The sequence below is a fragment of the Variovorax sp. UC74_104 genome, from assembly GCF_044055375.1.
GTDB lineage: Bacteria > Pseudomonadota > Gammaproteobacteria > Burkholderiales > Burkholderiaceae_C > Variovorax.
The window spans coordinates 12,722-29,055 of record NZ_CP171979.1; the positions used below are offsets into that span (position 1 = coordinate 12,722).

At 66.5% G+C, this 16,334-nt stretch carries 17 protein-coding genes; 14 read left to right on the forward strand and 3 right to left on the reverse strand.

Features of this window, described 5'->3' with window-relative positions; genetic code table 11:
• Positions 1-151: 151 nt before the first annotated feature.
• Genes ACHMXA_RS30655 through ACHMXA_RS30680 form a run of 6 tightly spaced genes read left to right on the forward strand, consistent with a single transcriptional unit; the run spans position 152 to position 5,821 of the window.
• A complete protein-coding gene (locus tag ACHMXA_RS30655; RefSeq protein ID WP_395322007.1) occupies positions 152-1,465 on the forward strand; it encodes an ABC transporter substrate-binding protein in 1,314 nt (437 codons plus the stop codon).
• 9 nt (positions 1,466-1,474) lie between these two features.
• The gene (locus tag ACHMXA_RS30660) at positions 1,475-2,218 is read left to right on the forward strand and encodes an ABC transporter ATP-binding protein (protein WP_395322009.1); all 744 of its coding nucleotides are present in this window, start codon (positions 1,475-1,477) and stop codon (positions 2,216-2,218) included.
• The gene (locus ACHMXA_RS30665) at positions 2,205-2,897 is read left to right on the forward strand and encodes an ABC transporter ATP-binding protein (protein WP_395322011.1); all 693 of its coding nucleotides are present in this window, start codon (positions 2,205-2,207) and stop codon (positions 2,895-2,897) included. The genes ACHMXA_RS30660 and ACHMXA_RS30665 overlap by 14 nt, the downstream gene beginning before the upstream one ends.
• 1 nt (position 2,898) lies before the next feature.
• Positions 2,899-3,765, forward strand: coding sequence for a branched-chain amino acid ABC transporter permease (locus ACHMXA_RS30670; protein ID WP_395322013.1), 867 nt, complete (start codon positions 2,899-2,901; stop codon positions 3,763-3,765).
• Positions 3,762-4,763, forward strand: a complete 1,002-nt coding sequence (locus tag ACHMXA_RS30675) for a branched-chain amino acid ABC transporter permease (RefSeq protein WP_395322015.1) — start codon at positions 3,762-3,764, stop codon at positions 4,761-4,763. The genes ACHMXA_RS30670 and ACHMXA_RS30675 overlap by 4 nt, the downstream gene beginning before the upstream one ends.
• Positions 4,764-4,807: 44 nt before the next feature.
• A complete protein-coding gene (locus tag ACHMXA_RS30680) occupies positions 4,808-5,821 on the forward strand; it encodes a nitrilase (RefSeq protein ID WP_395322017.1) in 1,014 nt (337 codons plus the stop codon).
• A gap of 184 nt (positions 5,822-6,005) precedes the next feature.
• Here the strand turns inward: ACHMXA_RS30680 and ACHMXA_RS30685 are convergent, their stop codons facing one another.
• Positions 6,006-6,506: a LysR substrate-binding domain-containing protein gene (locus tag ACHMXA_RS30685; RefSeq protein ID WP_395322019.1), complete on the reverse strand. Its 501-nt coding sequence runs from the start codon at positions 6,504-6,506 to the stop codon at positions 6,006-6,008.
• Between the two features lie 170 nt (positions 6,507-6,676).
• Here ACHMXA_RS30685 and ACHMXA_RS30690 point away from each other — a divergent pair, with 170 nt between their 5' ends.
• The 7 genes from ACHMXA_RS30690 to ACHMXA_RS30720 all read left to right on the forward strand — a co-directional run bounded on the left by ACHMXA_RS30690 (position 6,677) and on the right by ACHMXA_RS30720 (position 13,754).
• Positions 6,677-7,609, forward strand: a complete 933-nt coding sequence (locus ACHMXA_RS30690) for an oxaloacetate decarboxylase (RefSeq protein WP_395322021.1) — start codon at positions 6,677-6,679, stop codon at positions 7,607-7,609.
• Positions 7,609-9,009 carry a 3-isopropylmalate dehydratase large subunit gene (gene leuC / locus ACHMXA_RS30695; protein ID WP_395322023.1) on the forward strand — a complete coding sequence of 467 codons (1,401 nt, stop codon included), beginning with the start codon at positions 7,609-7,611 and terminating at the stop codon, positions 9,007-9,009. The genes ACHMXA_RS30690 and leuC overlap by 1 nt, the downstream gene beginning before the upstream one ends.
• 15 nt (positions 9,010-9,024) lie before the next feature.
• Positions 9,025-9,642 (forward strand): 3-isopropylmalate dehydratase small subunit, encoded by a 618-nt coding sequence (gene leuD, locus ACHMXA_RS30700; RefSeq protein WP_395322025.1) that lies wholly within the window; start codon positions 9,025-9,027, stop codon positions 9,640-9,642.
• A gap of 44 nt (positions 9,643-9,686) precedes the next feature.
• Positions 9,687-10,421, forward strand: coding sequence for a Sua5/YciO/YrdC/YwlC family protein (locus ACHMXA_RS30705; RefSeq protein WP_395322027.1), 735 nt, complete (start codon positions 9,687-9,689; stop codon positions 10,419-10,421).
• A 190-nt stretch (positions 10,422-10,611) separates the two neighbouring features.
• On the forward strand, positions 10,612-11,610 hold the full coding sequence (locus ACHMXA_RS30710) for a Bug family tripartite tricarboxylate transporter substrate binding protein (RefSeq protein ID WP_395322028.1): 999 nt from the start codon (positions 10,612-10,614) through the stop codon (positions 11,608-11,610).
• A 109-nt stretch (positions 11,611-11,719) separates the two neighbouring features.
• The gene (locus tag ACHMXA_RS30715) at positions 11,720-12,712 is read left to right on the forward strand and encodes a Bug family tripartite tricarboxylate transporter substrate binding protein (RefSeq protein ID WP_395322030.1); all 993 of its coding nucleotides are present in this window, start codon (positions 11,720-11,722) and stop codon (positions 12,710-12,712) included.
• Between the two features lie 226 nt (positions 12,713-12,938).
• Positions 12,939-13,754: a GntR family transcriptional regulator gene (locus ACHMXA_RS30720; RefSeq protein ID WP_395322032.1), complete on the forward strand. Its 816-nt coding sequence runs from the start codon at positions 12,939-12,941 to the stop codon at positions 13,752-13,754.
• Between the two features lie 52 nt (positions 13,755-13,806).
• Here the strand turns inward: ACHMXA_RS30720 and ACHMXA_RS30725 are convergent, their stop codons facing one another.
• The gene (locus ACHMXA_RS30725) at positions 13,807-14,796 is read right to left on the reverse strand and encodes an AraC family transcriptional regulator N-terminal domain-containing protein (RefSeq protein ID WP_395322034.1); all 990 of its coding nucleotides are present in this window, start codon (positions 14,794-14,796) and stop codon (positions 13,807-13,809) included.
• 136 nt (positions 14,797-14,932) lie between these two features.
• On the opposite strand from ACHMXA_RS30725, the gene ACHMXA_RS30730 reads away from it, so the two are divergent.
• Entirely contained in the window at positions 14,933-15,775 is an 843-nt protein-coding gene (locus ACHMXA_RS30730) for an oxidoreductase (protein ID WP_395322036.1), read from the forward strand.
• Between the two features lie 93 nt (positions 15,776-15,868).
• On the opposite strand, the gene ACHMXA_RS30735 is transcribed toward ACHMXA_RS30730, so the two are convergent.
• The gene (locus ACHMXA_RS30735) at positions 15,869-16,282 is read right to left on the reverse strand and encodes an ester cyclase (protein WP_395322038.1); all 414 of its coding nucleotides are present in this window, start codon (positions 16,280-16,282) and stop codon (positions 15,869-15,871) included.
• Positions 16,283-16,334 lie beyond the last annotated feature (52 nt).

Sequence of the window (16,334 nt, forward strand, 5' to 3'; positions counted from 1 at the left end):
AGGTCGCGCCACTGTGACGCGCGTGTTTCGGTCCCTGGGCAGGGCCGTTCCAGTCAACTTTTCCGGCCGCGCCAGCAAAGTCGCGCGTGCCGGAAAAAAGCAAAGTTCGGGCAGGCCTTCGCGGAGGGCTGTAACCGCAACGGAGCGCACCTTGAAGACATTCACTTACATGCAGAACGCCAGCTACACCGGCCTCCTCGGCAACCGTCGCCAGCTGCTTCGCGGCGCGGCAGCGCTCGGCGCGGTGGCAGCGCTTGGCCAGGCCGGCAAGGTCTGGGCAGCCGACAAGGACACCATCAGGATCGGCTACATCAGCCCGAAGACGGGGCCTTTCTCTCCCTTCGCCGAGGCCGACGACTTCATCCTCGAGCAGGTGCGCAAGTCGCTCGCGGACGGCCTCACCGTCGGGGGGAAGAAATACAAGGTCGAGATCCTGGGGCGCGACGACCAGAGCAGCCCCGACCGGCAATCCAACCTGGCGGCCGAGCTCATCAACAAGGAGAACATCGACCTGATGCTGGCGCAGGTGGCCATCGGCCCCAACGCATCGCAGCAATGCGAGCTGAATGGCGTGCCCTGCATCTCGACGGTCGGCCCGTGGCAGGCATGGATGTTCCCGCTCAAGGGCGATCCGGCCAAGGGCTTCAAGAGCGTCTTCCACTTCTTCTGGGGCCTTGAAGACATCTCCGACGTGTACCTCGACATCTGGTCGAACGTGCCGTCGAACAAGGCGGTCGGATCGGTCTTCAGCAACGACGTGCCGGGCAACGCCATGGGCGACCTGAAGCTCGGCATGCCCGGCGCCTTCGCCAAGGCAGGCTACAAGGTCGTGGACATCGGCCGGTTCCCGGTGGGCGCTGACGACTTTTCCTCCTACATCCAGGCTTTCAAGAAGGACAACGTCGAAATCGTCACCGGCCTGTTCAATCCGCCGGAGTGGGCTTCGTTCGTCAAGCAGTCCGCGCAGATGAACTTCAAGCCGAAGGTCGCGACGGTCGCCAAGGCCCTGCTCTTCCCGGGCGGTGTTGCAGCGCTCGGCCCGCGTGCCGATGGCATGTCCACCGAGATCTGGTGGACCCCTGCCTATCCGTTCAAGTCGAGCCTCACCGGCCAGACGGCCAGGCAGTTTGCCGATGCCTACACCGCCGCCACCAAGCGCGAGTGGACCCAGCCCCTGGGGGTCGTCCACGCGCTGTTCGAAGCGGGCATCCAGGCGCTCAAGGCCAGCGGCAACCCCAAGGACCCGGTCAAGGTGGCCGACGCCGTGCGTGTAATGAAACACGACACCATCATCGGCAGGCTCGACTTCACGTCGAGCGGTATCAAGAACGTCTCCAAGATGCGTGTCGTCGGCGGCCAGTGGCGAGTGAACGCGGCCGGCAAGCCCGAGCTCTTCATCACGAACAACAAGACGGCGCCGGAGATTCCTGTGCAGCGCAAGTTCGAACTCCTGAAGCTGGGCTGAGGAACTGCCATGCTGCTCGAACTGCGCGACGCAACCAAGCGCTACGGCGACATGGTCGTCATCCCGAAGCTCTCGCTTTGCGTGGAGGAGGGGGACTTCATCGGCGTGATCGGCCCCAACGGTGCCGGCAAGAGCACCATGTTCGGGCTCATCTCGGGCAGCACGCGCTGTGACAGCGGCAGCGTCTTCCTCGACGGCATGGACGTCACCACGCTGGACGCGGCGCAGCGTTGCCGCGCCGGCATCGGGCGCACCTTCCAGATTCCGCAGCCGTTCGAGGGCATGACCGCCTACGAGAACGCCCTGGTCGCCGCAACTTTCGGCAGCAGCGGGAACGGGAGTGCCGCGCAGGCCCTGGCGATGGACGCGATCGAACGCTGCGGCCTCGCGCCGGTCGCGGACAAGCTCGCGGGCACGCTCACGCTGCTTCAGCGAAAGCGCCTCGAGCTCGCGCGTGCGATCGCCACGCAGCCGCGCCTGCTGCTACTCGACGAGGTGGCCGGCGGGCTGACGGACGGCGAGATGCAGCAACTGCTGCAGCTGATCGTCACGATCCATCAGAGCGGCGTCACCATCCTCTGGATCGAACACCTGGTGCACGCCCTGGTGTCGGCGGCGGACCGTCTCGTGGTGCTTGCCAGCGGCGCGGTCATCTGCGATGGCGACCCCGGGTCGGTCATGGGCGACCAGACCGTGCGGGACACCTACCTGGGCTCGGACATCGGCGAGGAGGTCGGCCATGCTGCGCACTGACCGTCTCGATGCGTACTACGGCCTGTTCCAGGCGCTGTTCGGGTTCACGTTCGAGGTCAGGCCCGGCGAGACCGTCGCGCTGATCGGATCGAACGGGGCGGGCAAGTCGACGCTGCTTCGTTCGATCGTCGGTTCTGTGCGCACTCGCCCGGACGGGGTCCTGCTCGACGGCCGGCCCGTGGGCGGGGACCCGGAGCGCAAGCAGCTCGATCGCGGCATTGCACTGGTGCCGGAGGGCCGGCGGCTGTTTCCCAGCCTGACGGTCCGTGAAAACCTTCAGCTGGCGATGCGCAACGGCCGCAAGGGGCCGTGGACCGTCGAGCGCCTGATGAAGGAATTTCCGGTGATGGAGGCATTCCAGCACCGTCCGGCAACGGCCTTGTCGGGCGGCCAGCAGCAGCTCGTGGCTCTTTCGCGCGCGCTGGTCTGCAATCCCGACTACCTGCTGTGCGACGAGATCTCGCTGGGCCTGTCTCCGGTCGCCGTCAACGAAGTCTATGAACTCCTGGGCCGCGCACGCAGGGATGGCCTGGCCGTCGTGCTGGTGGAGCAGAACGTGAAGCGCGCGCTTTCAGAGTCCGACCGCTTCTATTGCATCCAGAAGGGGCGCGTGGTGCTGCAGGGCAGCTCCGAGCATGCGGACCACGCGCAGGTTGCCCAGGCCTACTTTGGAATCTGACATGCAAGCACTACTCGAAACCATCGCGGGCGGCCTGATGCTCGGCGCGCTCTATGCCCTTTTCGGGCTCGGCCTCAGCCTGAGCCTCGGCGTGATGAAGATGATCAACATCGCACATGGCGACCTGATCGTGCTGGGCGCCTACCTGTGCAGCACGGTGATGCAGCTCCTGGGCATCGGGCCGTTCGTCTCGTTGCTCGCCGTGGTTCCCATGATGTTCGTCATCGGCTATGGGCTGCAAAGGGTCCTGCTCAATCGCGTGGTGGGCAGGGGAGCGCTTTCGCCGCTGCTGCTCACGTTCGGACTCTCGATCGTCCTGCAGAACATCCTGCAGAAGGTCTACACGGCCGATACGCGCAGCCTTCAGGCCGGCGAGTTCGCGCTGCAGGGCTTCGACCTGGGCGGGGTGTCGATAGGGCTGCTGCCGCTCGTCTCCACGGTGATCAGCGTGGCGATCTTCGCGGGCACCAGCTGGCTGATCGGCCACTCGCACCTGGGCCGGCAGGCGCGCGCCGTGGCTGACGACCCCGGCACCGCGCGGCTGGTCGGCGTCAACGATCGCAACTTCTTCGCGCTGGTCACCGGCTTCGTGCTCGCCGTGATCGCGCTCGCGTCGGTGATGTACGGCATCAGGACGCCGTTCTCCCCCACGGCCGGGCCCGAGCGCCTGCTGTACTCGTTCGAGGCCGTCGTGCTCGGCGGCCTCGGCAATGTCTGGGGCACGTTCGTCGGTGGCTTGATCATCGGCGTGGCGCAGCTCCTCGGTGCCAAGGTGTCGTCGGGCCTCGGCCCGTTCTTCGGACACCTGGTGTTCCTCGTCGCGCTGCTGGCACGTCCGCAAGGGCTTTTCGGAAAGGGTTCGCGATGAACTCGCTCGCATTGATTCATCAAGCCCGGCCGCGCAAGGCGGGCAGGGCGGTAGTCGGCGTCGTCCTTCTCGCCGTGCTGGGCGCCCTGGCCCTGGCGCCGTGGTTCACGAGCTTTGCAACCCAGCGGCTCCTCGTGGAGATCTTTACCGTCTTCGCGATGGCGCTGGCCTGGAACCTGTTGGCGGGCTATGGCGGGCTGGTGGTGGTGGGGCACCAGATGTTCGTCGGCGTGGGGGCCTATGCCCTCTTCGCGTTGTCCAACAGGCTGGGAATCAACCCCTGGATCATGCTGCCGCTGGCAACGGCGGCGACCGCGCTCTTCGCATTGCTGAGCGCGCTGCCGATGTTCCGGCTCAGCGGTGCGCATTTCGCGGTAGGGACGTGGGTTCTCGCGGAGATGCTGCGGATCCTGACGCTCAACAACGAATGGCTGGGCGCAGGCGGTGGCATGCCGCTGGAGGCGCTCGCGAGCTTCGATCGCTGGACGCGCAACGCGGGTGTCTACTGGTCCGCGCTGATCACCGGCGTCGGCGCACTCGTCATCGCGCGCCTGATGCTCAGGGGCAGGCTGGGCCTGGCGCTGATGAGCGTGAGGGACTCGGAGGCCGCGGCGGCCGCCTCCGGCGTTTCGATCCAGCGGGCCAAGCTTGCGCTGTGGGTCATCGCGGGCTCCATCACCGGGCTTGCGGGAGCCGTGGCCTACATGAACACGCTGCAGGTCACGCCGGACGCGACCTTCTCGCTGAACTGGTCCGCCGCGGCCATCTTCATCGCGGTGCTGGGCGGCATCGGAACACTGGAGGGGCCCATCCTGGGAACGATCCTCTACTTCCTCCTGCGCGAGTCCTTCGCCGGCTACGGCTCCTGGTACTTCATCGGCCTGGGTTCGCTTGCCATTGCCACCATGGTGTTCGCACCGGGCGGCGCCTGGAGCCTCGTCACGCGGCGATGGGCCATCGATCCATTCGGCGTGCGGCGCGACATGCCGCGCCGCTGAGCTCCGTCCTCTTCACCCATTCACTCACAGTCAAGGAAATCCAGATGTCCGAAACAGCTTTCAAAGTCGCCGTCGTCCAGGCTGCCCCGGTTTTTCTCGATGCGAAGGCAACCACGGAAAAAGCCATCGGCCTGATCGCCGAAGCAGGGGCCAACGGCGCGAAGCTCGTGGCGTTTCCGGAGGTGTTCATTCCGGGCTACCCCTGGTGGCTGTGGCTCGGCGCACCGGCTTGGGGAATGCAGTTCGTATCCAGATACCACGCCAACTCTCTGCGAGCCGATGGACCGGAGCTTGCGGCGATCGCCGCTGCCGCCAAGAAGTCGGACATCAACGTCGTGATCGGCTTTTCGGAAATCGAGGGCGGATCGCTGTACCTCAGCCAGGCGCTCATCAGCGACAAGGGCGAGATGGTGTTCAAGCGCCGCAAGCTGAAGCCGACGCACGTCGAGCGCACCCTGTTCGGCGAAGGCGACGGATCCGACTTCCAGGTCGTCGACAGCAGCGTCGGCCGTATTGGCGCGCTGTGCTGCGCGGAGCACATCCAGCCGCTCTCGAAGTACGCGATGTACTCGATGCACGAGCAGGTGCATGTGGCCTCGTGGCCTTCGTTCACGCTGTACCGCGGCAAAGCCTATGCGCTCGGACACGAAGTCAACCTGGCCGCCAGCCAGATCTACGCGCTGGAAGGGGGCTGCTACGTGCTTCACTCGAGCGCGGTCACTGGACAGGACATGTTCGACGAACTGTGCGACACGCCCGAGCGCGTGGCGCTGCTCAACGCAGAAGGCTGCAAGCCCGGCGGCGGCTACTCGATGATCTTCGGACCCGACGGCCAGCCCTTGGTGCCGCACATGCCCCAGGACCAGGAAGGCCTGCTCTACGCCGACATCGATCTCGCCAACATCGCCGTTGCCAAGGCGGCCTACGACCCCTCGGGCCACTACGCCCGCGGCGACGTCGTACGCCTCATGGTCAACAAGAGTCCGCGCCGGACCTGCATCAATTTCGGCGAAGGCGTGACCGACGGGGCGCAATGGACCGAAGCGAAGGCCGATTGAAAAGGATCATCCAGCCGTCAATTGGCCAGATGTTGGCCCAAACGCAGATGACGCCCGCCAGGTCGATTCGCATCAGTCCGATACGACGTGCCAAGCGAGCATCGGCGATGCCTTCGGTGTCATGCAGAGGAGTTCACCGCTGTCGGTCTCCCGAGCTGACCAGTGCAGCAACTTTCACCCGCTCTCAGTGACGATCGTTTGCAGCGTTCGCGGTCACCGTTCTCAAGGCGCCGACGACCAATTGCGCGGGCGGTGACAAGCCGGGCTCGGTGCGCCACCAGACGCCCAGCGGGCGCTCTGTCTGGGCCAGTTCGAGCGGCAGGATCCTGACCAGTCCCGTGCGCGCCTCCACTTCGGCCAGGTGCTGTGGCCACACGGTGATCAGGTCTGATGCAAGTACCAGCGCCCGGTTGGTCAGGAAGGACATGGATTCCACGGTAGCTACCGGCGCATCCAGGCCGGCCTCCCGGAAGGTGGCTTCGAGCTGCCGCCGCATGGACGTTTCGTGTGGAGGCAGAACCCATCCGAAGCCGCCGAGTGCTTCCAATTCGACATGTTGCCTTCTACTCAGAGGATGACGGGCGCGCACGATCAACTGCGCGCGATCGATTCCAAGCACTTCCTGCGTGATGGCTGCTGGCAGGCGCCGCCGCGGCAGCGCTTGCAAAGCATGGCGATCAGCCACATGCCAGGGCGGAGCGCGCCATGCAGTCCGACCTCTGTGGCGGCATGAACGCTCTCCACTTCGCGTGAGGACCCCGTAGCACGACAGGCCAGACGAAATTACCGAGGGTTACCACCTGGGGTCGCGGCCTTGCTGCTGACATTCTATTGTTATTAGAATATGATGACATAATGACGAATCTTCTTTCCAAGCATCGACGGTCGCTGAGGGGCTTGATCTCTCTGCCGGGCATGGTCGTGGCGCCCGGCGCCTATGACGGCATCGGAGCCAGGCTGGTTGCCCAGGCCGGGTTCCCTGCCGTCTACATGACCGGCGCAGGTACGGCAATGGCCCGCGGCTTTCCCGACTTCGGCCTGTTGACGCAAACGGAGATGGCCGACAACGCCGGCGTGATGGCGCGGTCGGTCGATGTCCCGGTGATCGCCGATGCCGACACGGGCTATGGCAATGAACTGAACGTCACGCGCACCGTGCGCGAGTACGAGTCGCGGGGCGTCGCGGCAATCCACATCGAGGACCAGGTGTCACCCAAGCGCTGCGGCCACCTCGAAGGCAAGGAGGTGGTCACGCGCGACGAATTCGTCTCGAAGATCCGCGCCGCCGTCGAGGCGCGGCGTTCCAACGAATTCCTGATCATTGCCCGTACCGATGCGCGTGCCATGCTGGGCCTGGACGAAGCCATCGGCCGCGCGAATGCAGCCATCGACGTCGGCGCCGACATTGCATTCGTCGAAGCCCCGCAGACGAGGGAGGAGGTCGAGCTGGTGCCGCGAAGGGTGCGCGGTGCCTGCCTGCTCAACATCGTCGGCGGCGGGCGCACGCCGGTGCTCGACGTGTCGGTTGCCGAATCGATGGGCTACAAGCTCGCGATCGTGCCCGGCCTGCTGCTGAGCGCCGCCATCGAGGCCGGGGACGCTGCACTAGCTGCGCTCAGGTCTGCACGTGTCGTGCCGCCGGTCGCTGCCGCCGTGGCAGAAACGTTCCGGCGCTTCGGGGCGGACGACTGGGATGCCTTGCGCCGTCGCTTCAATGCCGGCGCGGGCGCGATCGATCCTGCCGCGCCCGCCGTGGGCGTGCACGGCCGCGCCGGAGGCCCCGCGTGATGGCCGGGCGGACTCTTTTCGACAAGATCTGGGATGCGCATGTCGTGCGCGATCTCGGGGACGGGTGGGCGCTGCTGCACATCGACCGGCACCTGCTGCACGACCTGTCCGGCTCGGCGTCGCTCGCGGACATGGCCGAACGCGGACTCGCCGTGCACGACAGTGATCTCGTGTTCGCGACGCCCGACCATGCCGTTTCCACCCGGCCAGGCCGCGACGGCAGGACCTACCTCGCGGGCAGCAAGCTGTGGTCGGCGCTCAGGCAAGGCGCGCAGCGGTTCGGCATCAGGCTCTTCGACCTCGGCGAGCAGGGGCAGGGCATCGTGCACGTGATGGGGCCGGAGCAGGGCATCGTGCTGCCGGGCCTGACCATGATCTGCGGCGACAGCCACACCTGCACGAACGGTGCGCTCGGCGCGCTGGCACTCGGTGTCGGCTCCAGCGAGAGCACGCATGCGCTCGCGACGCAGACCTTGCGCCTGCAGCGGCCCAGGCACATGCGCATCCGGTGCGAAGGCGCCCTGGGCTTCGGCGTTACTGCCAAGGACCTGGCGCTGCACATCATCGCCAGGCTGGGCGCCAATGCGGGCGTGGGCCATGCCGTCGAGTACGCGGGCTCCACGATCGAGTCACTCGATGTCGAGGCGAGGCTGACCTTGTGCAATCTCACAGTGGAGCTTGGCGCCCGTTCCGGCGTGATCGCCCCGGACGATCGGACGATCGACTATGTGAAGGGCCGCCGATTCGCCCCGAAGGGCGCCGACTTCGACGCAGCGGTGGCTGCGTGGCGGGAGCTGAAGACCGATGCCGACGCGGTCTTCGACCGCGAGGAGTTCATCGATGCGCGCGAGGTCGTGCCCACGGTCACCTGGGGAACGAGCCCGGAGCAGGCGATCGCGATCGACGCGCGGATTCCCGCGCCGCGCATTGCGGCTGGCGCCGGCGCTGATGCGACGTCGCAGGCGCTCGACTACATGGGCCTGGAGGCCGGCGCGCCCATCGCCGGCACACCGATCGACTGGGTGTTCATCGGCTCTTGCACGAACGCCCGCCTCTCCGACCTGCGCGCGGCGGCCGACGTGGCCCGCGGCCGCCGCATTGCGCCTCACGTGCGTGCGTGGGTGGTTCCCGGTTCGGAGGACGTCAAGCGCGCTGCGGAAGCCGAGGGGCTGCACCAGGTCTTTGTCGCAGCCGGCTTCGAGTGGCGTGAGCCCGGTTGCGGCATGTGCGTCGCTGCCAACGGCGAGCAAGTGCCGCCCATGGCACGTTGCGTCTCGACGTCGAACCGCAACTTCGTCGGCCGCCAGGGCCCGCAGGCACGCACACACCTGGCCAGCCCCGCGATGGCGGTGGCGGCGGCCGTGATGGGCCGCCTGAGCGACGTGCGAGCCCTTGCCTGACCGGAGCACCCAGCCATGCAACCTTTCACGATCGTCAGCGGCGCAGCCATTCCCTTCATGCGTGCGAACGTCGACACCGACGTCATCGTGCGGATCGAGCGCCTCACCAGCCTGCCGAAAGACCAGCTCGGCCCGTTCGCGTTCGAATCGCTGCGCTATCTGCCCGACGGCAGCGCCGATCCGGCGTGCATCCTGAATGCCGAGCGGTTCCGTAACGCGCCGTTCCTGCTGGCAGGCGACAACTTCGGCTGCGGATCGTCGCGCGAAGGCGCCGTGTGGGCCTTGATGTGCCTGGGAATCCGCGCCGTCATCGCACCGAGCTACGGCGACATCTTCTATGCCAACTGCTTCCAGAACGGCATGCTGCCGATCCGGCTGCCCTTGGACCGCATCGAAGCACTCGCAAGCCGGTGTGCCGACGGTTCCGCACTGACGGTCGATCTCCGCGCGCAGACCATCCAGTGCAGCGACGGCGATCCTCAACCGTTCGCCATCGACGCGACCCGCCGCGAAGCGCTGCTCAGCGGCCTGGATGCCATCGGCCTCACGCTGCGCGACGACGCCCTGATTCGCGCATGGCAGGACAAGGATCGCGTGCAGCGCGCCTGGGCCTGGAATTCGGTGCGCGCCTAGTTTTCATGCCTTCGACAACTTCCACCAACTCTCAGGAGACTTGCATGCCCACCCTCGACATCGCGGGCGACGCCCGCCGCATCATCGACGTCGTCAAGAACGGCGGTATCGCGCTCGTGCCGCAGCACACCGGCTACGCCATGTGCGGCGCCTCGATGGAGCCGCTCAGGAAGATCTTCGACACCAAGCAGCGCGGCGGCCACAAGCGCAACGCCATGGCCGCCGACCTCGAGACGCAGCGCGACATGATGACCCTCGGCAAGCGCGAGCAGGAGATGGTCGAGGCGATCGTCCTCGACTACGACCTGCCGCTCGGCGTGATCGGACCATTCCGGGCAGGCCATCCGTTGCTCTTGAAGCTGGGCGACGACGCCCTGAAAGCCTCCTCGGCCGGAGGCACGATCGGCAACCTGCTCAACGCAGGCCCGCTGCACAGGGAGTTGACGCGGCTCTCGCGCGAAGAGCTCGTGCCGCTGTTCGGCTCGTCGGCCAACATCTCGGGGACGGGATCGCGGTTCAGGCTGGAGGACGTCCAGCCCGAGCTGCACCAGATCGCCGACATCAAGATCGATCACGGCCTGTGCCGCTATCACATGTACGGCCGCTCCGGCACGCTGATCAATTTCCAGACGATGCAGGTGATCCGCTTCGGCGCGTGCTACGACCTGATCGCGGACGTCCTCAAGCGCTGGTTCCGGGTCGAACTGCCGCGAGACCCCGGCATGGCCGCGCTCCCCTCGGGCCACGTCAACGAGTTCGCCTTGCAGAACGTCGCTTGAACGGTTGAGGGTGGGCGAGGACGGGCGCGCGGACTTCCCCCGCCGACCGCCTCGCCCGGAGTGTGCCCACACAAATGCGGCCAGGTCCCCATCGTGCTCACCGGGCCGGCCGCTGCGCCGAACCGGACATCGCCGGAGCTCGTCCCGGGCGGGCCATCCGATTCCAAAAAAACAAGCGAAGGAGACAAGCATGGCTATCCAATCCCCGAAGCCGCCCTGCAGGATGTCGCGCCGCGGCGTGCTCGCACTGGCTGGCGGCCTCCTGGCCGCGCCCTGGACGCGGGCGCAGAAGTCCTCGTGGCCGCAGCAGCCGATCAAGTTCGTCATCGGCTACCCGCCGGGCGGCGGAGGCGATGGCGTCGGGCGGCCGCTGGCCCTGGGCCTGGAACGCCACCTGGGCGTGCCGGTGGTGCTCGACTATCGCCCCGGCGCCGGAGGCGCCATCGCCGCCCAGCTGGTCGCCAACGCGCCCTCCGACGGCTACACCCTCTACCTGGCGGACAACGGCGCGATTTCGGTGACGCCGGCCTACCGGGCCGTGGGCTACCGGCCGAGCGACTTCAGCTACATCGGCGGCATCGGGGAGCTGCCCATGGTGCTGGTCGTGCACCCCGATGTGCAGGCCAAGGACATCCGTGAACTGGCGGCGCTTTCGCACAAGCGGCCGAAGGGGCTGTCGTACGCGTCGGGCGGGGTGGGAAGCATCCCGCACCTGGAAGCGGAGATGATGCGGCTGGAAGCGCGCATGAACACCGTGCACGTGGCCTACAAGGGCTCGGGTCAGGCGAGCACGGACCTCATCTCCGGCGTGGTCGACTTCGCGTTCTTCGCTCCCACCGGCGTGGCGCAGCACGTGCAGTCCGGCCGCCTCAAGGCACTCGCCGTCACCACGCGCGAGCGGATCGCGGTTTTGCCGTCCGTGCCGACGGTGGCAGAACTCGGCTTTCCGTCGCTCCAGGCGACCTACATGAGCGGCGTGCTCGCGCCCAGGAACCTGCCGCCCGCGGTGTTCGACCGCCTTGCCGCCGCGCTCTCTACGGTGCTGGCCGATCCCGAGGTCGTGCGAAACCTGGAGGCCAGCGGCCTCGTGGTGGCGCATCGAGCGCCGGCTTCCGCGCGGGACGCGTTCGAGAGGGACCTGGACAGATGGCGCAACCTGATCAAGGCCGCGAACCTCAAGCTGGACTGAATCGCAACGGCGCTCGCCACCTGTGGCCGTCGCGGGTAGACCAGGGCGGCACAAACAGCCTCCGCTCGCCGAGCCGCAGATCATCCCCATCATTTCGAGAGACAAGACCGTGCGACACACAGGACAGAATGCAGGACGACGCGCCGCGCTGATCGCGGCCTTCGCCGCGATGGCATGGGTGGCACCATCCGCCGCCTGCGCGCAAGACGCGCCGTGGCGCCCCGCCAAGCCCGTGACCATCGTGGTGCCCTACGCCCCGGGTGGCGGGACGGACACGGTGGCGCGTGCGGTGGCCCGTCAGCTCGGTGTCCTCTGGAACCAGGCGGTGATCGTCGAGAACGTGCCGGGCGCCGATGGACTCATCGGCACGCGCCGCGTCATGGATGCCCATCCCGACGGCTCGACGCTGCTGCTGCAGGTGCCATCCATCGCGTTGACGCGCTATACCCCGGGGCTGAGGGGCATCGATCCGCTCCAGCGGCTGCAGCCCGTCACGGCGGTGGCTCAGGCCTCCAACGCGATCGTGGTGAGCGGCAAGATGCCGGTCAAGACCCTGGCCGAGTTCGTGGCCCACTGCCAGCGCGCAGGGCAGCGGTGTTCGCTCGGCACCACCGACAACCAGTCGCGCCTTCTTTCGCACCAGTTCGTCGCGGAGTCGAAGCTGCCCGATGCGGTCGTCGTCAATTACCGCGGCACCAGCGCCGTCGTGTCGGACCTGGTCGCCAACAACGTGAACCTTTCCTTCACGGGGATCGCAGCGGCACTGCCCCATGCCAAGGCGGGCACGCTGCGGTTCCTCGCAACGACCGGCGACAGGCGCTCCGCAGTTCTGCCCGAAGTGCCGACGGCCAAGGAGGCCGGCTTCGGGCAATACCGTTCGATCAACTGGTTCGGCGTCTTCGCCCCCGTGGGCATGCCGGCTCCTGTGACGCAGGCCATCGTGGCTGCGCTGCGCGATGCGGTGAAGGACGGCGACGTGCAAAGAACGATCACGGCCGCGGGGGCGGAGCCCGTCGTCAACTCACCGGCCGAGTTCGCAGCGCAAGTGCGTGAAGAGAGCGAGCGCCTCGGTGCGCTCGTCAAGCGTTATCCGCTGGAGTGAGCGAGCCGAGGTGTCGGCATGCCTGTGGTGGGCTGGTCCAGGCCATCCAGGCCTGTCTGGGTGCGTGGAGCGACCTGGTCGGAATGGTGCCGCGGCGCCTGAAGTCCCGAAGCCGCGGGCACCAGCGGGTGCACGAGTGCGGTCGCCAGCTGTCCTGTTGCTATCAACACCCGACCATCAACAGGCTATGCTCGCGTCTTTCACAAGCTCCCTGCCACCGACGTTGATGAAACCCGCGAAAGCCCAGGTCGAACTCGCCGAATCCCCTTTGCCCCGGACGCCGGGCACATCGCTGCACCGCCAGCTCTTCGTGGTCCTTCGCGACGAGATCGTGCGCGGGGTGTATTCGACTTCGGGGCTGTTGCCGAAAGAGGAGTCGCTGTGCGAGCGTTTCGGCGTCTCGCGCATCACGGTGCGGCGAGCCCTGGCGGACCTCGCCGCGCAGGGCTTGGTGGAGCGGCGGCATGGGCGCGGCACCTTCGTGCTCCAGGACCGCTTGCCGCTGGTGCGGGCGCGACCCACCCTTTCCTTGATCGACAGCCTGCGCCAGACGGCGAGCGAGACGCAGGTGCAGGTGCTGCGCGTCGAGCGGGTCGAGGCACCTTCGGACGTGGCCGCACTGCTGCAGCTCGCGCCAGGAGAAAAGGCGGTGCATGCGCTGCGCCTGCGCAGCATGAACGGCACGCCGGTCATGCTGTCCGATGCCTGGGTCCCCGAGCGGCTCGGCAAGCAGGTCACTGCCACCTCGCTTCGCAAGCAGGCGCTCTACGAGATCCTGATGGCCCAGGGCGTGAAGTTCGGCCGCGTGATCCAGGAAATCACGGCCGAGCTGAGCGACCCGGTCCGTGCGAAGCTCATGCAGACGGAAGTCGGAGCGCCCCTGCTGAAGATCGTGCGCGTGCTGCACGACCCCGCCGCAAGGCCGGTCCAGTACATCACCGTCACCATGACGCCCGAACGCAGCCGCATCCTGATGGATATCCCGGGTGAGACCGTCAACACGCTGAGCGCGGGCCAGTTCGTCCACGAAGTCGCCGGGTAGGCGACCTGACGAGCGGCGCTTCTTCGCATGTCGCTGCGGGTGTGCCTGGCCCTCAGTGCGCGGCCACATACACCGCGTGCGGCGAGGGATCGGGCGCCGCGAAGGCCTGGCGCATGCGGGAGGCCTCCTCGGCAGGGCCGCGGCCGAACATGCGCTTGAACTCCCGGCTGAATTGCGAAGGGCTTTCGTAGCCCACCTGGGCACTCGCCTGCGCGGCGGTGATTTGGTTCCTGGCCATGATCAGCCTGGCCTGATGCAGGCGGGTCGTCTTCAAGTACTGGATCGGCGACGTCGAGGTGATGGCCTTGAAGTGGGCGTGGAACGAGGTGGGGCTCATGCCCGCCTCAGCGGCGAGCTGGTCGATGTCGAGCTTCTTGTCGAAGTCCGCATGAATGGTCCGGATCGCCTTGGCGATCTTGCCGAAATGTCCCTGGCGGGTGAGCGAAGCCCGGATGACGCTTCCCTGCTCGCCGGTGAGAACGCGGAAGTAGATCTCACGAACCAGACCCGGACCCAGGATTGGGGCCTCGAGGGGCGAGTTCATCACCTCGAGGAACCTGAGGACGGCGCGAGCCAGGCGTTCGTCCATCGGCGTCGATGTCAGGCTCCTGGGGGCGGCTTCCTTGGCGGAACCGTGCTCGTCGAGTTGCATTATCAGTTCCGCCGCGACCTTGAAGTCGAGCCGAAAGTAGATCGCCAGCAGCGGCTCTTCCACCGACGCATCGGTGTCCATCGAGAAGGGAACGGGCACGGACACGGCCAGGTAGTGCTGCGCGTCGTAGAGATAGACTTCGTCGCCAAGGAACCCGCGCTTGCGGCCCTGGAGAACGATGACGATGCCGGGCTCATAGAGCACCGGCGCGCGGGCCAGTGGCCGATCGGACCTCAAGAGCCGGACATCGGGAAGTACGGTGAGGTTGTAGCCCTCAAGGGGCGAGAGCGGCTTTGCCAGCTCGACCATCCGACGCTGCATGTCCGGGATCTGCGGCGATTCGTTCGGTGTCTTTTTGGGCGTCTTGCCTGGCGTTCGGGCGTCGTTCATTTCGGTTGCCAATCTGCCATGGTGCAGCCTGCCAGTCCATGGGTTTGTGGTTTTAGGCAAGTCAAGCGTGCGACCTGGCATTTCGAGTCTGCCTACCGGCTCCTAGGATCGATCCATCACTTTCAAGGAGCCGACCATGAGCCAGACCTCACAGAAAACCTTCCTCGTCACGGGCGTCACTTCGGGATTCGGAAAGGCATTCGCCGCCGCCGCCCTTGCCGAGGGGCACACGGTCCTCGGGACCGTGAGGAAGGAGGACAGCGTAGCGCCATTCGAGCGAAGCGCTCCCGGAAGGGCGCATGCCGTCGTGCTCGACGTGACCGACTTCGACGCGATCGAAAGACGCGTTCCCCAATTGCTTGCCAGGCACGGGCAGATCGACGTGCTGGTCAACAACGCTGGATATGGCCACGAGGGAACGCTCGAAGAGTCCAGCCTCGAAGAAATGAGGCGGCAGTTCGACGTGAATGTCTTCGGCGCCGTCGCGATGATCAAGGCCGTCCTGCCCTCGATGCGCATACGTCGCCGCGGGCACATCATCAACATCACGTCCATGGGCGGCTTCATCACGATGCCGGGGATCGCGTACTACTGCGGCAGCAAGTTCGCGCTGGAAGGCATCTCCGAGGTGCTCGGCAAGGAAGTCGCGGGCTTCAGGATCAAGGTCACCGCAATCGCACCCGGGTCCTTCCGCACGGACTGGGCCGGCCGCTCGATGATGCGGTCGGCACGCACCGTCGAGGACTACGACGCGCTCTTCGATCCGATCCGGCAGGCCAGACAGGCCAAGAGCGGTTCGCAGGCCGGCGACCCGGCCAAGGCGGCGCGGGCGCTCCTGGCGATCGTCGAGGCCCCGAGCCCGCCGGCGCACCTGCTTCTGGGCACGGATGCGCTGGAGCTCGTGCGGGCCAAGCTCGCCGCACTGTCCAGCGAGATCGATGCATGGGAGGCGGTGACGCGGTCCACGGATCATGCGTGAGGGTCGCGCAGCGCCGCCTCGACGCGAGATCCGGCGCCATGTGCCGCGCGCCAGGTCGAAGCCTCCCGGGAGGCTCGAAGTTCTTCTTCGGTGCTAAGGAGGGCCGGCCGCTCCCGCCTGCCGCAGCTGAGCCTCGATGGCCGTCTTGTCGATGACAGACCACACAGTGATGATCTTTGCGTCCTGGAATTCGTAGAAGACGTTTTCCGAGAATGAGACCTTCACACCGTCCACGGCAAGACCGAGGAAATTCGCCTTTGGCGTGCAATCGAAGAGAAGCCGGCTTGCCACGAGAGGCGGCTGGCAGACCAGCAGTTCGATGTTGAAGCGGAGGTCGGGAATGTCGGTGAAGTCCTTCTGCAGCATCAGCCGATAGCCCTCGACCCCAAGCCGCTGCCCGTTGTGTCGGACGTCGTCGTGAACGTAGGTCCCGAGGTCGTCGAGGTCGCGCCTGTTCAGGCAGGCGATGTAGTCCCTGTAAAGATTGGCGAGCGCATCAGAGTTCATCTTGCGGCCTGATTCTGTGGGAATGCGCACGTTACCTCATGCAAAGGCATGA

Coding starts and splice junctions, on each gene's coding strand:
- ACHMXA_RS30660 (WP_395322009.1), top strand. CDS start 1,475: ATGCTGCTCGAACTGCGCGACGCAACCAAGCGCTACGGCGACATGGTC.
- ACHMXA_RS30665 (WP_395322011.1), top strand. CDS start 2,205: ATGCTGCGCACTGACCGTCTCGATGCGTACTACGGCCTGTTCCAGGCG.
- ACHMXA_RS30670 (WP_395322013.1), top strand. CDS start 2,899: ATGCAAGCACTACTCGAAACCATCGCGGGCGGCCTGATGCTCGGCGCG.
- ACHMXA_RS30675 (WP_395322015.1), top strand. CDS start 3,762: ATGAACTCGCTCGCATTGATTCATCAAGCCCGGCCGCGCAAGGCGGGC.
- ACHMXA_RS30680 (WP_395322017.1), top strand. CDS start 4,808: ATGTCCGAAACAGCTTTCAAAGTCGCCGTCGTCCAGGCTGCCCCGGTT.
- ACHMXA_RS30690 (WP_395322021.1), top strand. CDS start 6,677: ATGACGAATCTTCTTTCCAAGCATCGACGGTCGCTGAGGGGCTTGATC.
- leuC (WP_395322023.1), top strand. CDS start 7,609: ATGGCCGGGCGGACTCTTTTCGACAAGATCTGGGATGCGCATGTCGTG.
- leuD (WP_395322025.1), top strand. CDS start 9,025: ATGCAACCTTTCACGATCGTCAGCGGCGCAGCCATTCCCTTCATGCGT.
- ACHMXA_RS30705 (WP_395322027.1), top strand. CDS start 9,687: ATGCCCACCCTCGACATCGCGGGCGACGCCCGCCGCATCATCGACGTC.
- ACHMXA_RS30710 (WP_395322028.1), top strand. CDS start 10,612: ATGGCTATCCAATCCCCGAAGCCGCCCTGCAGGATGTCGCGCCGCGGC.
- ACHMXA_RS30720 (WP_395322032.1), top strand. CDS start 12,939: ATGAAACCCGCGAAAGCCCAGGTCGAACTCGCCGAATCCCCTTTGCCC.
- ACHMXA_RS30725 (WP_395322034.1), bottom strand. CDS start 14,796: ATGAACGACGCCCGAACGCCAGGCAAGACGCCCAAAAAGACACCGAAC.
- ACHMXA_RS30730 (WP_395322036.1), top strand. CDS start 14,933: ATGAGCCAGACCTCACAGAAAACCTTCCTCGTCACGGGCGTCACTTCG.
- ACHMXA_RS30735 (WP_395322038.1), bottom strand. CDS start 16,282: ATGAACTCTGATGCGCTCGCCAATCTTTACAGGGACTACATCGCCTGC.